The sequence below is a fragment of the Paenarthrobacter sp. PH39-S1 genome (genome assembly GCF_030063245.1).
Lineage (GTDB): Bacteria > Actinomycetota > Actinomycetes > Actinomycetales > Micrococcaceae > Arthrobacter_M.
Genome location: NZ_JASISR010000003.1, coordinates 204541 through 222179, shown reverse-complemented (window position 1 = coordinate 222179; position 17639 = coordinate 204541). Strand labels below are relative to the sequence as shown.

17 protein-coding genes are annotated in these 17639 nt (G+C 66.5%); 8 read left to right on the top strand and 9 right to left on the bottom strand.

The window, feature by feature from the left end; genetic code table 11:
- The first annotated feature begins 260 nt into the window (after positions 1-260).
- A complete protein-coding gene (locus QMG52_RS03575; protein ID WP_283559052.1) occupies positions 261-896 on the top strand; it encodes a dihydrofolate reductase family protein in 636 nt (211 codons plus the stop codon).
- 216 nt (positions 897-1112) lie between these two features.
- Positions 1113-1442: a putative immunity protein gene (locus tag QMG52_RS03570; protein WP_349361647.1), complete on the top strand. Its 330-nt coding sequence runs from the start codon at positions 1113-1115 to the stop codon at positions 1440-1442.
- Between the two features lie 204 nt (positions 1443-1646).
- On the opposite strand, the gene QMG52_RS22105 is transcribed toward QMG52_RS03570, so the two are convergent.
- Positions 1647-1748 carry a recombinase family protein gene (locus QMG52_RS22105; RefSeq protein WP_502920443.1) on the bottom strand — a complete coding sequence of 34 codons (102 nt, stop codon included), beginning with the start codon at positions 1746-1748 and terminating at the stop codon, positions 1647-1649.
- A gap of 316 nt (positions 1749-2064) precedes the next feature.
- Between QMG52_RS22105 and QMG52_RS03560 the strand changes: the two genes are divergently transcribed.
- On the top strand, positions 2065-3222 hold the full coding sequence (locus tag QMG52_RS03560) for a pyridoxal-phosphate dependent enzyme (RefSeq protein WP_283559051.1): 1158 nt from the start codon (positions 2065-2067) through the stop codon (positions 3220-3222).
- Between the two features lie 44 nt (positions 3223-3266).
- On the opposite strand, the gene QMG52_RS03555 is transcribed toward QMG52_RS03560, so the two are convergent.
- On the bottom strand, positions 3267-4154 hold the full coding sequence (locus tag QMG52_RS03555; RefSeq protein WP_283559050.1) for a DUF4031 domain-containing protein: 888 nt from the start codon (positions 4152-4154) through the stop codon (positions 3267-3269).
- Positions 4151-4909, bottom strand: coding sequence for an HAD family hydrolase (locus tag QMG52_RS03550; protein ID WP_283559049.1), 759 nt, complete (start codon positions 4907-4909; stop codon positions 4151-4153). The genes QMG52_RS03555 and QMG52_RS03550 overlap by 4 nt, the downstream gene beginning before the upstream one ends.
- Positions 4910-5160: 251 nt before the next feature.
- Between QMG52_RS03550 and clpB the strand changes: the two genes are divergently transcribed.
- The gene (clpB, locus tag QMG52_RS03545) at positions 5161-7788 is read left to right on the top strand and encodes an ATP-dependent chaperone ClpB (RefSeq protein WP_283559048.1); all 2628 of its coding nucleotides are present in this window, start codon (positions 5161-5163) and stop codon (positions 7786-7788) included.
- Between the two features lie 16 nt (positions 7789-7804).
- Here the strand turns inward: clpB and QMG52_RS03540 are convergent, their stop codons facing one another.
- A complete protein-coding gene (locus QMG52_RS03540) occupies positions 7805-8851 on the bottom strand; it encodes a septum formation family protein (RefSeq protein ID WP_283559047.1) in 1047 nt (348 codons plus the stop codon).
- Positions 8852-9133: 282 nt separating this feature from the next.
- Here QMG52_RS03540 and QMG52_RS03535 point away from each other — a divergent pair, with 282 nt between their 5' ends.
- Together QMG52_RS03535 and QMG52_RS03530 are read left to right on the top strand one after the other, a co-directional pair.
- On the top strand, positions 9134-9367 hold the full coding sequence (locus tag QMG52_RS03535) for a DUF3073 domain-containing protein (protein ID WP_283559046.1): 234 nt from the start codon (positions 9134-9136) through the stop codon (positions 9365-9367).
- Between the two features lie 231 nt (positions 9368-9598).
- Positions 9599-10384 (top strand): VOC family protein, encoded by a 786-nt coding sequence (locus tag QMG52_RS03530; RefSeq protein ID WP_283559045.1) that lies wholly within the window; start codon positions 9599-9601, stop codon positions 10382-10384.
- A 100-nt stretch (positions 10385-10484) separates the two neighbouring features.
- On the opposite strand, the gene purM is transcribed toward QMG52_RS03530, so the two are convergent.
- From purM to QMG52_RS03505, 5 genes are all read right to left on the bottom strand, one after another.
- On the bottom strand, positions 10485-11639 hold the full coding sequence (gene purM, locus QMG52_RS03525; protein ID WP_283559044.1) for a phosphoribosylformylglycinamidine cyclo-ligase: 1155 nt from the start codon (positions 11637-11639) through the stop codon (positions 10485-10487).
- Complete coding sequence (gene purF, locus QMG52_RS03520; RefSeq protein ID WP_283559043.1) at positions 11636-13225, bottom strand: amidophosphoribosyltransferase; 1590 nt, start codon at positions 13223-13225, stop codon at positions 11636-11638. The genes purM and purF overlap by 4 nt, the downstream gene beginning before the upstream one ends.
- 33 nt (positions 13226-13258) lie before the next feature.
- Positions 13259-13627, bottom strand: coding sequence for a hypothetical protein (locus QMG52_RS03515; RefSeq protein WP_283559042.1), 369 nt, complete (start codon positions 13625-13627; stop codon positions 13259-13261).
- Between the two features lie 80 nt (positions 13628-13707).
- On the bottom strand, positions 13708-14061 hold the full coding sequence (locus QMG52_RS03510) for a sterol carrier family protein (protein WP_283559041.1): 354 nt from the start codon (positions 14059-14061) through the stop codon (positions 13708-13710).
- Between the two features lie 206 nt (positions 14062-14267).
- Complete coding sequence (locus QMG52_RS03505; RefSeq protein ID WP_283559040.1) at positions 14268-15272, bottom strand: asparaginase; 1005 nt, start codon at positions 15270-15272, stop codon at positions 14268-14270.
- Positions 15273-15388: 116 nt separating this feature from the next.
- Between QMG52_RS03505 and purD the strand changes: the two genes are divergently transcribed.
- Positions 15389-16720 carry a phosphoribosylamine--glycine ligase gene (purD, locus tag QMG52_RS03500; protein WP_283559039.1) on the top strand — a complete coding sequence of 444 codons (1332 nt, stop codon included), beginning with the start codon at positions 15389-15391 and terminating at the stop codon, positions 16718-16720.
- Positions 16717-17619: a phosphoribosylaminoimidazolesuccinocarboxamide synthase gene (locus QMG52_RS03495; protein ID WP_283559038.1), complete on the top strand. Its 903-nt coding sequence runs from the start codon at positions 16717-16719 to the stop codon at positions 17617-17619. Before purD ends, QMG52_RS03495 begins: the two co-directional genes overlap by 4 nt.
- Positions 17620-17639 lie beyond the last annotated feature (20 nt).

The window sequence follows — 17639 nt, the reverse complement described above, 5'->3', positions numbered from 1 at the left end:
CGGTGCACCGCTGCCCGGTCCTGTCCTGTGTTAAAGCCCTCGGCTGTGCGCGGATCGGCGCCTGCTGCCGTCTGAGGGTCTGAGGGTCTGAGGAGGATCGGTAGCACGGTGGTTCGCCTGTACGTAGTACCGAAACTTCCTCATGGGCCACACCGCTACGTCGTTGTGGTCGGACGCCGCCCTGGAGGACGCCCCTTGAACGTCTGATCGCTCCGGGGGTACCATGCCGGCATGGCGTCGATCAGATCGAGGAGACGGCGATGGGCGAGATAACTGCAGAGACGTCATCAGCAGACCTGCTGGTCGACCTGATCATCTCCCTGGACGGGTATGCCTCGGCCGAGGGGTGGCCCGGCTGGTGGGGTCTGGAGGGGCCGGAATACCTGGCCTGGCTCGAGCAGGAGGGGCAGAAGGACTACACCATTCTCCTGGGGGCGAACACCTATCGGCTGATGTCCGGCATGTCGGAGAAGGCCGCGGCCGGGGGCTCGGGATTCTCCGAGGATGAGGGGGCCAGCCTGACCGGCCTTGCCGCCGTGCCCAAGGTCATCTTCTCCTCCACCCTGCAGGCGCCCCTGACCTGGCCGAACTCGGAGCTGGTCACCGGGGACGCAGTCGAGGCCGTGACCGAGATGAAACGGACCGGGAGAGGGCCCCTGAGTACCCTCGGCAGCCTCAGCCTCTGCCGGTCGCTGCTGAGCGCGGGCCTCGTGGACCGGTTCCGGCTGGTCGTCTTTCCGGTGATCACCGGCCGCACCGGGCGGGAGCGGATCTACGACGGCTATCCGGATGTTTCTCTCGAGTTGGTGGACAGCAGGACCTTCGACGGTCGGCTCCAGCTGCTTGAGTACGTCCCCACGGTGCTCAGCGGTCCGCCGGGCAGCGGTCCGAAGTGAGTCAATCCGTGAGGATTCCCTCGATCTGGAAGTCTGGGGGATCGTGGTCGTACTGGCTGGCGTCAACCTCAGACCTGAACGGCTATGCCGGCCATATGCCTGGGCGAGCATCCTAAAGCCGTCGCAGTAAGGGATGGTCTATCGGGCCTCTGCCGGCGGTACGTCGTGAGGGACTGGACGTGGCAATCGCGCGGGATGACGAGAAAGAGTGTACTCATGCCGATCCTGCCAGCCGAGCGTGACCCCCGACTGATCACCGTGCGCCGCGGCGGAACATTGACCGACGAGCAGCACCGGCTGCTTGGGGAGTGGGCCGCCCTCTGCGCCGAACATGTCCTGCACCTTTTCGTGCAGGGGCAGCCGCGCGACACCCGCCCGCGTGACGCTATCGACATCGATCGTGCCTGGGTCCGCGACGAGGTGCGCATGCGTGATGCGCACCGGGCCGCTTTCGTGGCGAATGCCGCCGCACTGACCTCTGACATTCGTGGTCTCCCACTCCGCCCGCGGCAGACCACCGCGGCAAAGTGCTCCGCGTCCCCTTAGCTGCCAGCGGTAATTTTTTTCGATTTTCTGAAGCGACCCTTGTTTCGGGTTCAGGAGCCTCTCCCCGTTGGGGCGCAGTTCCCCAGTTGGGGAGACGTGACGGTACAAGGTCTGCCGGAGTAATGCCCAGCTCCTTGCAGAGTCCGGCAACCTTGGTGTCGGGCTGGGCCACGGAAGCCATGGCCCAGCCGAACCTTCGCCGGGTCATCTTGAACGGGCGGCCGCGCCTTTGCGGCCTCGGGAACGGGCGGAGGCGAGGCCGGCGATGGTGCGTTCTGAGATGAGCTCGCGTTCGAACTGGGCCAGGGCGGCAAATATCCCGAAAACCAGTTTTCCGGAACCGGTGGTGGTGTCGATGGCTGCTCCCTGACCGGTGAGGACCTAAAACCAGACGCCACGTTCGGTCAGGTCGCGGCAGGTCGCGGAGGATGTTGACCAGCTGGTGCAGATCGCGGCCGAACCGGCAGCCTGCTCATCACTTAGAATATCGACCGCCATGCGACCAATTCATCAGCTATGTGACCCCCAAACGTGAATTTCCGTACGATCCTCCTCAGACCCCGTCTCTGCCCCGCTCCGGGACATACTGGCCGTTTGACGGTTCGGGCGACACAATGGTGACATGACTGCCCCCGTGAAGACCGACAACTGGTACCTGAACCCGCCAGCGCGTGAATACCGCAGTGTCAGTGCGCCGGCGGGCGTGCTCGAATTCCACCGGCGGCTGCCCGGCTATGCGCCGACGCCGCTGCGGGACTGCCCGGAGCTGGCGGCAGAGCTGGGCGTGGGGCGTGTTTTCGTCAAGGAGGAAGCCCAGCGGTTTGGCCTGCCGGCGTTCAAAATGGTGGGTGCCTCCTGGGCTGTGTACCGGGCCCTGGCGGAAAGGACGCCGGAGCCGGAGCGGTCTTGGACCTTTGCCGAATTGGCGGCACATTTCGACGGCAGCATCCGGCTGGTCTGTGCCACCGACGGAAACCACGGCCGGGCGGTGGCCCATACCGCCGGTCTGCTCGGGCTGCCGGCCCACGTGTTCGTCCCCGCGTCGATCGGCCAGCGCGCCAAGGACGGCATTCTCGGGGAAGGCGCCGTGCTGAATGAGATCGATGCACCCTATGACGACGTCGTCCGCACGGCCGAGGAGGCCGCGGCAGCGGACCCCGCGGCGCTGCTGCTGCAGGACACCGCGTGGACAGGGTACGAGCAGATCCCCGGCTGGATAGTTGAGGGATATTCGACGATCTTCCGCGAAATCGACGCGCAGCTGCTCGATGCCCGCGCCGGCGGCCCGGACGTGGTGGTGACTCCTTGCGGCGTCGGCTCACTGATCCAGGCGACCGTGGCCCACTATCGCGGGGGTGACCGCGGTGGTGACAGTAGCGGTCATCGCGGGACGGCCGCGTCCAGCCCGTCGCTGCTGAGCGTGGAACCGGTGAACTCGGCCTGCCTGCTGGAATCCCTGCAGTCCGGGCGACCGGTGGCGGTGCGTACCGGCTCGACCCGGATGGCCGGTCTGAATTGCGGCACCGTTTCCAGCATCGCGTGGCCTGTCCTGCAGGGCGGAATCGACGCGGCTGTCACGATCACCGAGGACCAGGATCTGCAGGCGGTCCTTTCGTTGGAGCGGCTCGGGCTGGACAGCGGGCCGTGCGGGGCGGCATCATTGGCCGGATTCAAGGTCGCCGCCGCCAGCCCCGCGCTCCGGCAAGGGATGGGCGTGACCGGGGCGTCCGTCGTCGTGCTGCTCAGTACGGAAAGCCGCGCGGCCAATCCGCTGTCCTGAGCCGGAGGCGGCCGGGAGCCACTTCGGCTGGGCGGAGGACGGCGTCAGTTTCCGGGGCTGCCCAGGCCGCCGGCGAGCTCGCCTTCCAGATTCCGCTGCGCGGCCCGCAGCCACAGGCTTTGCGCCGCCGGGGTATGGAACAGTGGGTCCAGTTTGAGCAGTTCCCGGACGACGACGGCGCGCCCGGTGGCGAAGTCGGCGTCGCTGACGTGGGCGTAGTCTGCCCGGACGGCCCGCAGATATTGCCCGTACTGCTCGGGTGAGCCGCCGAGAACAGACAGATCGGCATCGCACAGCAGCGCGCCGCCGTCGTCCGCGGGTCCCGGAATGTGATTGGCAGTGAGCCGGACCAGCCGTGCCGTTTCGCGAATCTGAACCGCGGGCAGCCCCGCGAGCGTGAGCGCGGATTCCGCCAGCTGCGCCGAATGCTCCTCATCCGCACCGGGCACGCCCCGGTACACCGCGTCGTGGAACCAGGCGGCGAACAGGACCGGCCCTGCCGGCTCCGGATGCAGCAGCACGAGGGCCTCCAGCACTGCCAGCAGGTGCGTGCGTCCGTGGTAGTGCCGGTGCGGCTCGCCCCACCGTCCGAGCAGGTCCCGGCCGATCTCCTCCCGGCCGGGCAGGAGCGCGGTCCAGCGCTGCAGCAGGGCCCGCTCGAGGGACTCATTGCGGTCCCGCGCGCGGACCCGCAGCCCACTGGAAATCAGCAGCCGGGCAAGGGTCTTGCCGGAGACCTCGACAGCGCCCAGGCGGACCAGATCCGTATACCGGCGCGCCGGCACATCGTAGTGGTCCCTGTCGAACGCCCGCCCGGGGATGCCGGCGTCGGCGGCGAAATCGTGCAGTTCCGTCAGCGACAGGTCCGAGACAAGATGTGAAAACACGGTGCCATGCGCCGGCCAGACCGGCGGGTCCAGATAGAGGGTCATCTGGCCGGGCCGGTCGGGTCCGGAGCACAAGCAACATCCGCCCGCCCGGCCGCGCGTGGCGGACCGGGATCGAAAACGTCCAGCAGCTCCTCCATCCGGTCGAAGGGAATGGCCCCGGCAGCGGTCAGGGCACCGGCCGGAGCCAGCCCTCCGGTGAAGCCGAACACCGTCATTGAGGCGGCGACGGCAGCCCGGACACCGGGAACGCTGTCCTCCACGACGGCGCAGCGGGCCGGGTTTACCCCCAGAAGCCGGGCGGCGTGCAGGAACAGATCAGGGGCGGGTTTGCCGTGTTGAACCTCCGCGGCGCTGAAAATGCGGGCGCCAAAGTGCTTCGCCAGCCCGGTGAGTCCGAGGGTCAAGCGCATTTTGCTGTGCGATCCGCTGGAAGCAACGCAGCTGCGCTGGCCCCGCGATGCCAAGGCCTTAAGCAGCGACTCGATGCCAGGGACGGGGGCGAGCTCGTTGGCGAAGGCCCGCCGGATTTCAGCGCTGGAGCGCCGATCAAATTCGGCGGCCTTCTGCGGCCCAAGGATCCGTTCCAGCACTGCCTGGCCGTCGGCGGACGTGCGCCCCATGAAGGTGTCCACGACGTCCTGTTCCGAGTGCGGGGCGCCCAGTTCCGTGAGCAGGCGCGCCTCGATCGCCACCGTCAGCCGTTCGCTGTCCACCAGCACGCCGTCGCAGTCGAAGATGATGAGTTCAAATCCGTCCATGCCCTCAACGGTAGCGGTTGCCTGAAGCGTTCCCTCCATCGACTGAGCCGCAGGGCACTGTCCCTCTGTTTCCCATGTTTGTCCCGTTCACCCCCTGTCCCGTTCACTTCCGGATCGGGCATTTGCTGCCCGGCCGATGACGGACCGCGCCCGGCGTAGACAGGGATTTCGCCGTGGGCAATCATGGGTAGCAGCGGACTTTTTCTGAAGTTGAGCGTAGTACACTCAAGTTAATAGATGGCGCGTCCGCCTGGACGCAGTCGAATTGCCGCTTTTGAAAGGAGCTGTCTGTGGACGCCAAATTCACGACCAAGAGCCAGGAGGCTCTGTCCGCCGCCGCGATGAACGCCTCAACGGCGGGCAACCCGCAGGTCGAACCCGCGCACCTGCTCAAAGCCCTGATGGATCAGCGCGAAGGCGTGGCGGTCGCCCTGCTGAAGGGTGCCGGCGTCGACCCGGATCAGGTCAGTCTTGGTGCCAGCCAGGCAATCAAGTCCCTGCCGGCCTCCTCCGGGACGTCCGTGGCACAGGCCCAGCTCAGCAGGAATGCGCTGATGGTGCTGCAGTCGGCCCAAAAGGAGGCGGACCGCCGGGGCGACAGCTATGTCTCCACCGAACACCTGCTGCTCGGCATCGCCGCCGATGCGGGCGAGGCCGGGAAGGTGCTGCGGGACGCCGGTGCCGGCACCAAGGCTTTGGAAGCGGCCCTCCCGAATGTGCGCGGCAGCGGGAAGGTGTCCACTCCGGATCCGGAAAACACGTTTCAGGCCCTGGAAAAGTACGGTGTCGATCTGACCGCAATCGCACGGTCCGGCAAACTGGATCCCGTGATCGGCCGCGACTCGGAGATCCGCCGCGTGATCCAGGTGCTCAGCCGGCGCACCAAGAACAACCCGGTGCTGATCGGTGAACCCGGCGTGGGTAAGACCGCCGTCGTCGAGGGCCTGGCGCAGCGCATGGTTGCGGGCGACGTGCCGGAGAGCCTGCGCGGGAAGACGCTGGTCAGCCTCGACCTGGCCGCGATGGTGGCCGGCGCTAAATACCGCGGTGAATTCGAGGAACGGTTGAAGGCCGTGCTGGAGGAAATCAAGAACTCCGAGGGGCAGATTGTGACCTTCATCGATGAGATCCACACGGTGGTCGGCGCGGGCGCGGCCGAGGGGTCCATGGATGCGGGCAATATGCTCAAACCCATGCTGGCCCGCGGCGAGCTGCGGCTGATCGGCGCCACCACACTGGATGAATACCGCGAACGCATCGAGAAGGACGCGGCGCTGGAGCGGCGGTTCCAGCAGGTCTACGTCGGTGAGCCCAGCGTCCCCGACACCATTGGTATTCTCCGCGGACTCAAGGAACGCTACGAGGCGCACCACAAGGTGGCGATCGCGGACTCCGCCTTGGTTGCCGCGGCCACCCTGTCCAACCGGTACATCGCGGGCCGGCAGCTGCCGGACAAGGCCATCGACCTGGTGGATGAGGCCGCGTCCCGGCTGCGCATGGAGATCGACTCCGCTCCGGAGGAGATTGACCGGCTGCGCCGATCGGTGGACCGGCTGACCATGGAGGAACTGGCGCTGACCGGGGAAACGGATGCCGCGTCGCGGGACCGGCTGGACGCACTGCGGGCGGACATGGCGGACAGGAAAGAGGAGCTGAACGCCCTGAACGCCCGGTGGGAGGCGGAAAAGGCCGGCCTGAACCGCGTTGGCGAGCTCAAGGCGAAGCTGGACGAGATGCGGTCCGTGGCGGACAAGGCACAGCGCGACGGCGATCTGGAGCAGGCGTCGCGGGTCCTGTACGGCGAAATCCCGGCACTCCAGCGCGAACTGGACACTGCAGCCGCGGAAGAGGAATTTTCGGACAAATCCCAGCTGATGGTCGCCGAGGAGGTCACCGCCGACGACATAGCCGAGGTCATCTCCGCCTGGACCGGGATCCCGGCCGGCCGGATGCTGCAAGGCGAATCGCAGAAGCTGCTGCAGATGGAGCAGGTGCTGGGAGCGCGGTTGATCGGCCAGTCCAAGGCCGTTGCCGCCGTCTCGGATGCGGTGCGCCGTGCGCGGGCAGGAATTTCGGACCCCGACCGGCCCACCGGTTCGTTCCTCTTCCTGGGCCCCACCGGTGTGGGCAAAACGGAGCTCGCCAAGGCGCTCGCGGACTTCCTGTTCGACGACGAGCGGGCCATGGTCCGGATCGACATGAGCGAGTACTCCCAGAAGCATTCCGTGGCCCGGCTGGTGGGTGCCCCTCCGGGATATGTGGGCTACGAGGAGGGTGGCCAGCTGACCGAAGCCGTCCGCCGTCGCCCGTATTCCGTTGTGCTGCTCGACGAGGTGGAAAAAGCGCACCCGGAAGTCTTCGACATCCTGCTGCAGGTGTTCGACGACGGCCGGCTCACGGATGGTCAGGGACGAACCGTTGATTTCCGGAACGTAATTTTGGTGCTGACCTCAAACTTGGGCAGCCAGTACCTGGTGGATCAGACCCTGGCTCCCGAGGCCAAGCAAAAACTGGTGATGGACGTGGTCAATGACTCCTTCAAGCCGGAGTTCCTGAACCGCCTGGACGACATCGTGATGTTTGATGCGCTGAGCGTGGACGAGCTGTCCAAAATTGTGGATCTGCAGGTTCAGTCCTTGGCTGCCCGCCTGCATGAGCGCCGTCTGAGCCTGGAGGTGACGGATGGAGCCCGGGCATGGCTGGCGATGACCGGCTACGATCCGGCCTACGGGGCAAGGCCGCTGCGCCGGCTCGTGCAGCGTGAAATCGGCGACCGGCTGGCCCGCGAGATTCTGGCCGGCACGGTCACGGATGGGGATACCGTCGTCGTCGACACCGCTGCAGACATAGAGGAGCTCAGCGTGGATGCGCTGGCGAATGGGCATGGCCCCACGGGACTGTCCGTCAGCCGCAAATGACCCATCCGCGGTCCGGCTAGCCCAGCAGGGACTCCCTAATGTTCTCGCCCGAATCGTCCACGATGATGCAGTCCACTCGGCGGTCGCCCTTCGACCAAGTGCTTTCCGACGGATATCCGGACTTCGGTTTGTAGGTGTAGTTATTGGCGGCGCTGGAGAGTTTGACGGCATTGCAGGTGTCGGTTGCCTTCGCTTTGAGGGCATCCAGTCCGGGGTAATCGGCACCCGCCGGGTAGGTGTAGGTCCCCACCAGCTGTGCGGAATGGGCAGCGGTGCAATCCACCACGGCGGCATTTTGGCTGGCGCTCTGAAAACTCTTCAGGCAATCGCCTTTCGCCCACTTCAGCGGCGGAACATTGGTTGCGATCACGCCGTTGTTGTTCGGCGACGGGGTCGAGGTGAGGGAAGGGGAGGCCGACGGCGACGGGTTCGGGGTGTTGACCGCGCTGGAAGCTTCTGGGTTCGTCGCTGCAGACGTCTGTGCCGCGCTCGATACGGGGGCCTGATCCCGGGATCCGCTGAGGAGAGAGACGATCAGCCAGATTGCTCCGATGATCAGCAGCACGCCGATGACCGCGAGGCCGATCATAATGTACAACTTGGGGTTGCTGCCACCCGCCGGGTTGCCTGACCGGGTGCCGGCCGCAGCCGGGTGGGCCGGGGCCGGGTGGGCCGGAGCCGGGTGGGCCGGGACGGCCGCGGATTTGCTCCACGGATTGTCTGCATCACCCCTGGGCAAAGCGGGTGCCGGCGGTGCCTTGCACTCGTTGCCGGCCACCATGGTTCCGGTCGCCTGCGCTTCCTCGGCGACCCGCGCGGCCTCGGCCTCCACCTCATTCAACGAGGTGGATTCCGCTACCTCGCTACTGATTTCGGCAGCAGCAAGGTGCGGCTCTTCGAGCTGAATATTGGCGTCTTCGGACACTGCCGGCTCCGGCACGGAAGGAGGGGTCGGCGGAACCGCCGTACCGCCGTCGTCGTGCCCCTCATCGCCGCGCGCCTTCCCGCTCCGCGCTCCCACGCTCCGGTCGGCCCCCGTCTGATCGTCATCCTGCTTGCTCATCGAAGAAAACACCTTTCCTGCCGGTCCACTGCTGCCATCCGCAGCCATCCGTCGCCAAGGAAAAACCGCCGGCGATCACGTCGTGCCTGCGGCCGACCGCCTGTTTCCGGCGCTGCCTCGGTTCCCTTGAAAACGACTCTACCGAAGATGCGAGGGCGCATGCGCGCACGGAGACGGGGGAAAGCATGTAATCTAGAGTTACGACAAATTGACCAAACATTCCGGGGCCTCGCTCTTAGCCGAGCGACCACCTCCGGTCCGAGTGCAAAAGGGGGTCACGCCATGGGGCGCGGCCGTCAAAAGGCTAAGGCAACCAAGCAGGCTCGGGACATCAAGTATTACTCCCCGAACACTGATTACACGGCGCTCCAGCGCGAACTGGGGGCCACCGAGAGGCGTGCCTCCAGCCGCTACACGGAGAGTCCCGTAGAGCCGGACTATTCGGCGTACGAGGACAAGTATGCGGACAAGTTTTCGGAGGACGACGACGAGGTGGACACCCGCCGTATCGGCTAGGTCCGCAGACCTGCCTGAGATGCAACAACACCCTGCCAGATGTGATGGTTCCGGTTACCGGGCCGACCAGGCGGGGTATTTGTTGTGCCCGGAAGGTTTCTGTCCGGGACCTCTTCCCAGCCGGACGTCGGAGTGCTTGGATGGCTTTGGGACCGCCGCCGGCCTGCTGCTGTGCGGGACACCAGAGGGTGCCTCTTCGGCACTTTCACATCCGCTCGGAAAGGTTTTGCAATGCCCAAGGTAGCCAGCTATGCGCAAGGAACCCCCTGCTGGGTGGACCTCTCCAGCACCGACGTGGACGGAGCCAGGGCTTTCTACGCCGGAATCTTCGGTTGGGAGTATGCGGCCAATGTGATGAGCCCGGAGATGACGTATTACCTCGCGACCAAAAACAGCGGCAATGTAGCCGGCCTGTCGCAGCAAATGCCGGAGATGGCAGCTTCCGGGATCCCGTCCAACTGGACCACGTACTTGGCTGTGGACAACGTGGACGAAGCCGCAGCGCGGGTCACGGAGGCAGGCGGATCACTGATGTTCCCGCCGGACGAGGTCCCGGGGAACGGACGCATGGTCATCGCCACCGATTCGTCCGGAACACCGGTGGGGCTGTGGGAAGCCAAGGGGATGATCGGTTCCAGTGTAGTTAATGAGCCCGGCGCGGTCATCTGGAATGAACTCCAGGTCGACGACGTGGCGGCTGTGCTGCCGTTCTACCGGTCCGTTGTCGGGCTGGAAGCCGAGACCGGACCTGCCGGGGACATGAGCGATTATACCCAGCTGATGGTCAGTGGCCGGAGCGTGGGCGGCGCGCTGGCTAAGCCGATGCCGGAAATGCCGAACAACTGGACCGTGTATTTCAACGTGGCGGATGTGGACGTGACCGCCGCGAAGATTGCCGAGCTGGGCGGTCACGTCATAGCTCCACCGTTCGATGTTTCGACGATCGGCAGAATGGGCGTGTTCAGCGATCCGCAGGGCGCCGTCTTCGCTCTCATGGCCGGGGGGATGGGCGCATAGGTGGTGGATGACGGGGTGGCCGGAGCCGCGGATGACGGGGTGGATGGAGCGACGAAGAAGCGGACGGTGCTCGGGTGTCAGGCGCAGGCCGCTCTGGTGGTCAGGCGTAGGTGCTGACCAGCCTGACAGCGCCGCCGTCGACTCCCTTGGCTCCCTGGACGTAGTCCGGGCCGGTCCTGTTCATGTCCACGGACTGCGCGGAGACAGTGCCCATCATCCAGGCGGGCAGTCCGCGTTCGGTGAGACGGGCGACGGCGGCGTCCGCGGCTTCGGCGGGAACGATCGCGATCATGCCAACGCCGAGATTCAGGGTTCGCTCGAGATCGGCCAGCGGGACGTTGCCCAGTTCCGCGACGAGCTTGAAGATGGCCGGCAGGCTCCAGGTGGAGCGGTCCACCGTTGCGACGAGGCCCTGCGGCAGCACCCGGGCCAGGTTCGCGGCCAATCCTCCGCCGGTGATGTGGCTGAAGCCATGCACACCGGCGGGGGATCCGACGGGCAAAAAGCGGGCCAGGTCCAGGCAGTCCGCGGCATAAACCCGCGTCGGCTCCAACAGCTCCTCGCCGAGCGTGCGGCCGAGCTCCGAGACCTGGCGGTCCAGTGCCCAGCCGGCATGATTAATCACCCGGCGCACCAGTGAATAGCCGTTGGAGTGCAGGCCTGAGGAGGCCATGCCGATCACCACGTCGCCCGCGCGGACGCGGTCCGGTCCCAACAGATTAGCCGCTTCCACCACACCGGTGGCCGCGCCGGCAACGTCGTACTCGCTTTCGCCCAACAGCCCCGGGTGTTCGGCCGTTTCGCCACCCACCAGCGCGGTGCCGGCCACCTCGCAGGCCGCGGCGATGCCGCGGACGATGTCCGCGATGCGTTCGGGGACCACCTTGCCGCAGGCGATGTAGTCCGTCATGAACAGCGGCTCGGCGCCTACCACTACGATGTCATCGACCACCATGCCGACCAGATCGAAGCCAATCGTGTCGTGGATGTCCATGGCCTGGGCGATAGCGACCTTGGTGCCGACACCGTCGGTGGAGGTGGCGAGCAGCGGCTTCGTGTAGGTCAACAGCCGGGAAACGTCGTACAGGCCGGCAAAGCCGCCCACACCGCCCAGCACCTCGGGGCCATGCGTCGCCTTGACGGCGCCCTTCATCAGTTCGACGGCCCGGTCGCCCGCCTCGACGTCGACACCTGCACTGGCGTAGGTAATCCCGGCAGCGCCGGACGGTGCGCAGTTCTGCCCAGCGGAAGTCATACTGTCTCTTTCTTTTGGTCATCGTGCGCGCCGGCGGTGTGCCTGTCGCTGGGTGTCAGCAGGGGTTCAAGCTCGGCGTCCGGCCCCGGGTCGCAGCCGGTGGAGGTGGTGTCATCGGCCGGATCGGTACGTTCCAGCAGATTCTTTCCGAGCCGGTCCGCCGTCGGCAGTTTGATCGGGTAGACGCCCGTGAAGCAGGCCGTGCAGAGGCGCTCGCGCGGCTGCAGGGTGGCATTGATCATGCCGTCCTCGGAAATATAGGCCAGTGAATCGGCGCCGATCGACTTGCTGATCTCGTCAATGGCGGCCCCGTTGGCGATCAGCTCCGCGCGGGAGGCAAAGTCAATGCCGTAAAAACAGGGCCAGCGCACGGGCGGCGAAGAAATCTTGACATGCACCTCGGCTGCGCCGGCCTCACGGAGCATCCGGACCACGGCGCGCTGGGTGTTTCCGCGGACGATCGAATCATCCACCACCACAATGCGTTTGCCGCGGATGACGGATTCCAGCGCATTGAGTTTCAGCCGGATACCGAGCTGGCGCAGCGTCTCGCTGGGTTGGATGAATGTCCGCCCCACATAGGCGTTCTTGACGAAGCCGTGCGCAAACGGGATGCCGGATTCCTCCGCATAACCGACGGCGGCGGGCGTTCCGGACTCCGGCACAGGAATCACAATATCCGCATCGAAGCTGTTTTCCCGGGCCAGCTGCCGGCCCATTTCCACGCGGGATTCGTAGACCGAGCGGCCGGCAATCGTGGCATCCGGCCGGGCCAGATAGACGTATTCGAAGACGCAGCCGGCCGGGGTGGACGGCGCGAACCGCTGGCTCCGGACGCCGTCCTCGTCAATGGCAATAAATTCGCCGGGCTCGATGTCCCGGATGTAGCTTGCACCCACGGTCGCCAAGGCGGCGCCCTCGGAGGCAACCACCCAGCCGCGCTGCAGCCGGCCGAGCACCAGCGGCCGGACGCCGTGCGGATCGCGGGCGGCGTAGAGGGTGCCTTCATCCATGAAGACGAAACAGAACGCGCCGTGGATTTTCGGCAGCAGGTCCATTGCGGTGTCCTCAAGGGAACGGCCGTCGTCGCCCTTGAGCAGGGTGGTGACCAGCGCTGTGTCGGACGTATTGCCCTGCGCCATTTCGCCGGACGTCGGCTTGCCATGGCGTTCGAGCACCATGTCAAAGAGCTCGGCGGTGTTGGTTAGGTTGCCGTTATGGGCCAGCGCCACGGTACCAGTTGCGGTGGCACCCAGGGTGGGCTGTGCGTTGGCCCAGTTGGACGAACCGGTGGTGGAATACCGGCAATGCCCGACGGCGATGTGCCCGGTGAGCGTATTAAGCGTCGTCTCATCGAAGACCTGGGACACCAGGCCCATATCCTTGTAGACGCTGATCCGGTTGCCGTCGCTGGTGGCAATGCCGGCCGATTCTTGTCCGCGGTGCTGTAGCGCATACAGCCCGTAATAGGTTAGTTTTGCGACCTCTTCACCGGGTGCCCAAACACCAAAGACGCCACAGGCATCCTGGGGGCCTTTTTCACCGGGTAAAAGATCATGGGAAAGTTTTCCGTCTCCGCGTGCCACCAGAGAATTATCTCACGTATTGCCGGGAGGGGGTCACGGAGCCTGGTCTGCGGCCGGAGCGGCGTCGTCACCGGGCGCCCGTTCGAGCACAATCCGCTCGCTGCGGCGGATGCTGGCCCGGTCCAGCAGCAGGGCCAGAACGCCGCCCAAAGCCACCCCCGGGAGGGCCAGCAGGACGGCGAAGAACCCGAAAACCGTGCTGCGGTCGAAGTCAGCGCTGCCGGGACCGGCCACGGCTACTATCGCCGCGGCCAGTACGCCCACCAGGGCGCCGAGCACCAGGAACGGGACAAACTTCGGCGCCCGGCGCACGGTGGCCCGCCGCCGCTCGGGTGCCTCCTGGACCGGCTCGGATGCGTGCGGCTGGCTGCGGTTCGGCTCGCTGGATGGCAGGGAAGTCATAGTCTTAAGCCTACCTGCGCTGGAGGCACCTGCACCGCGGGCGGCGGGCAGTGCGGGCGGATGGATGAGTCGGGCGACGGTCAGAGCGGGAGCAGACCCGCCAGATCAGCCCGCAGTCCTGACGCGGCCACGTTCCCGGCGGCAACGGCATCTGCCCAGCTCAGCCGGCCCGCGGCCATCCCCAGCCAGGTGTCGGCGTCGCACTCAACGACATTGGGCGGTGTTCCGCGGGTATGCCGGGGTCCGGCTACGCATTGGGCCACTCCAAACGGGGGCACCCGGACCTCCACCGAATTCCCCGGCGCCCTGGCGGCCACCTCTTCGAGCGTGTAGCGGACTGCCGTTGCCAAGGTCCCGCGGTCCACCGGGCCGGCCTGCCAAGCCGCCACGGCGGCCAGGCCAACCACAATCTCCACCCGCCGCCTCGCGACCATCGTGTTACTCCATTCCGCCCTCGAGTGGGGAAGATCTGCCCCAGGAATAAGCTGTCGAAGGGCCATGTCGCCCCACTTGTCGGCCGTGTTCCACCGCTTCGGCTGTGTTGATTCAAAAGCCGGGCCAACCCCTGAACGCGGCTAATCCAACAGCCCGGCTAGGCCAACAGCCCGGCTAGCCAACAGCCCGGCTAGGCATGAGTCGGCTAATCCAAGAGTGCGCTGACGGTCGAGCTCAGGCGCAGGCTGCCCACCGGACGTCCGCCGCCCGTAATGGGAGAGACCACGCGCTCCAGCACGCGCGCCACATCGCGGGCATCCACCGCCCCCGCAGCGGCCAGCAAGGTCAGCCCCACCAATGTTGCCGCGCGGCCGTTTCCGTCCAGCATTTTCAGTGCCACCGCGGCGCCTGTGGGGGTGGATATCGCCAGGACGCCCTCGGCACCGCGTTTGGTGAGAATTCCCAGTTCCTCCATCACCACCGTGTCCGATTTGCCGCGGCCGTGCACCGCCCACGGGTAGTCCAGCATCGATGTGGTGATGGTGGCGGCACGGGCATTTGCGTTCTTATCGGCCGGGGCCTTCGCCAGCTTGGAGTAGGCCCTCGCCAGGCCGGTCAGTGACACCGCAGTGACGGGAGCTCCGCAGCCGTCCACGCCGGTATGCACCACCGATTCCTGTGTGTATTCCTCGATCACCGAGCGGACCAGCTGCTGCAGGGGATGGTTCGGCTCCAGATAGGAGCGCAGGTCCCAGCCGTTCTCGGTGCACGCCCAGAGGAAGGCGGCGTGTTTGCCGGAACAGTTCATCGCGATCTTGCTCTTGCCGCCTCCGGCACGAATCGTCTCGATCCAGGCCCGGGCGTCCTCCGGCCAATCCTCCGGGCAGCGGAGATCCTGCTCCGTAATCCCGCCGGCCCGGAGCATCCCCTCCACCACGTCCCTGTGCTCCTGCGAGCCCACGTGGCTGCCGCAGGCCATGGCAGCCTGGACGCCCCGCAGCGGGACGCCCGCCTGCATCGAAGCGAGGGCCTGCAGCGGCTTTAGCGATGAGCGCGGGTACATCGGGCCGGAGATGTCGCCCAGCGATGTGACAACGGAACCATCTCCAGCCAGGACAACGGCGGAGCCGATGTGACGGGATTCGACAAACCCGCTGCGTTCGAGCACGGCTAGTTCGACGGCGGCGTCGGCGGAGAATGTTTGCAGCATCCGCTTAGTCTATGCAGGAGCGGCGGGTTTCCTGGTCCTGTGTCCCGTCACGGGCTGCCACACCGCCCGCTGCGCACGTTGAGCCCCCGCCCGTCGGGGCAAAGTACCCTTGAAGCGTGAAGGTTCTCGTGATTGGCCCCGGTGGCCGCGAACATGCCATAGTCCGTTCCCTGCTCAGCGACCCCAACGTTTCCGAGGTTCACGCTGCCCCCGGCAATGCCGGCATCGGCAAGCTGGTGCCGACACACAGCGTGGACGCTAATGACCCGGCAGCGGTGACGGCTTTGGCCACCCGCCTGACGGTGGATCTGGTCGTCGTCGGCCCCGAGGCACCGCTGGCCGCGGGAGTTGCCGATGCCGTCCGCGCGGCCGGAATCCCCGTTTTCGGCCCCGGCAAGGAGGCCGCCCGGCTGGAGGCGTCCAAGGCGTTTGCCAAGCAAGTCATGGCCGAAGCGGGCGTTCCAACCGCGATGGCCCGGGTCGCCAGCAATGCCGAGCAGGCCGCAGACGCGCTCGATGCCTTTGGCGCCCCGTTCGTAGTCAAGGACGACGGACTCGCGGCGGGCAAGGGCGTTGTGGTCACCTCGGACCGTGCCGAAGCGCTGGCCCACGCGCAGAGCTGCTTCGACGCCGGCGGCGAGGTGGTCATCGAAGAGTTCCTGGACGGCCCCGAAGTGTCGCTCTTCGTGCTCGCCGACGGCCGAAGCGTGGTTCCGCTGGCCCCGGCACAGGATTTCAAGCGTATTTTCGATGGCGACGAGGGCCCGAACACCGGCGGCATGGGGGCCTATTCGCCGCTGGACTGGGCGCCAACGGGTCTGGTCGAGGAGGTCATCTCCCGCGTGGCCCAGCCCACCGTCGATGAAATGGCCCGCCGCGGGACTCCCTTCGTGGGCGTGCTCTACTGTGGGCTGGCGCTGACCAGCCGTGGGATGCGGGTGATCGAGTTCAACGCGCGTTTCGGGGACCCGGAAACGCAGGCTGTGCTCGCCCGGCTGAAGACGCCGCTGGGCGGCCTGCTGATGGCGGCCGCGCGCGGCCAACTGGACGAGGCCGAGGACCTGCGTTGGTCGCCCGACAGTGCCGTCGCCGTCGTCCTGGCGTCCGAAAATTACCCGGACGCGCCGCGCATGGGCGACAGGATCCGCGGCCTGAACAAGGCCAACGCCCTGGAGCAGGTGCATGTGCTGCACGCCGGAACGGCGCTGGACGACGACGGCAAGACCGTCAGCGCGGGCGGCCGGGTGCTCGCCGTGGTTGCCTTGGGAATCGATCTGGAGGAGGCCCGCGAACGGGCCTACGACGGCGTCTCGCTGATCAAGCTGGACGGCTCACAGTACCGCCGCGATATCGCGGCGAAGGCGGCTCGCGGGGAAATCACCGTACCGGCGGCCAGCTGCACCGGTCCAATACCTGTCACCGGTCAGGGACAGGCGGACCGGCTGTGAGCGCGCCGCAGCTGGCTGGCTGGCAGCACATATACTCCGGAAAGGTCCGGGATTTGTACGCTCCGGCGGACGAGAATCCCGTGACGGCCGGTGACGATGTGCTGCTCGTGGTGGCCAGCGACAGGATCAGCGCCTACGACCACGTTCTGGCCACCGGGATTCCGGACAAGGGGCGCATCCTCACGCAGCTGAGCCTGTGGTGGTTCGAGCAGCTGGACGTGCCAAATCATGTGCTCGGCAGCACCGTTGCCGACGGCGTGCCGGCGGAGGTTGCCGGCCGTGCGATGATCTGCAAAAAGCTTCGGATGTTCCCTGTGGAATGCATCGCCCGCGGCTACCTCACCGGCTCCGGGCTGCTGGAATACCGGCAGACGCAGACGGTCTGCGGCCTGCCGCTGCCCGCCGGGCTGACAGACGGCTCCCGGCTGGAGCGGCCCATTTTCACACCTTCGGCCAAGGCTGAGGTCGGCGAGCACGACGAAAACGTCACCTTCGCCGCCGTCGTCGATACCGTTGGGGCCAACCATGCGGCGTCGCTGCAGGCCCTTACACTGAAGATTTACGCGCGGGCGGAGCAAATCGCCCGGGCCCGGGGCATCATCCTGGCCGACACAAAAGTGGAATTCGGGATCGACCCTGCCACCGGCACCATCACGTTGGGGGACGAGGTGCTGACACCCGATTCATCCCGGTTCTGGGACGCGGACCAGTGGGCACCGGGCCGGACGCAGCCGAGCTTTGACAAGCAGTATGTGCGTGACTGGCTTACGGGGGCGGAATCCGGCTGGGACAAGTCCTCTGACGCGCCGCCGCCCGCCTTGCCGGACGCCGTCGTCGAGCGCACCCGTGGGCGTTATGTGGAGGCGTACGAAAAGCTGACCGGCCGCACGTTCGTCTGAGACGGAGGGCTGCCGGCTGG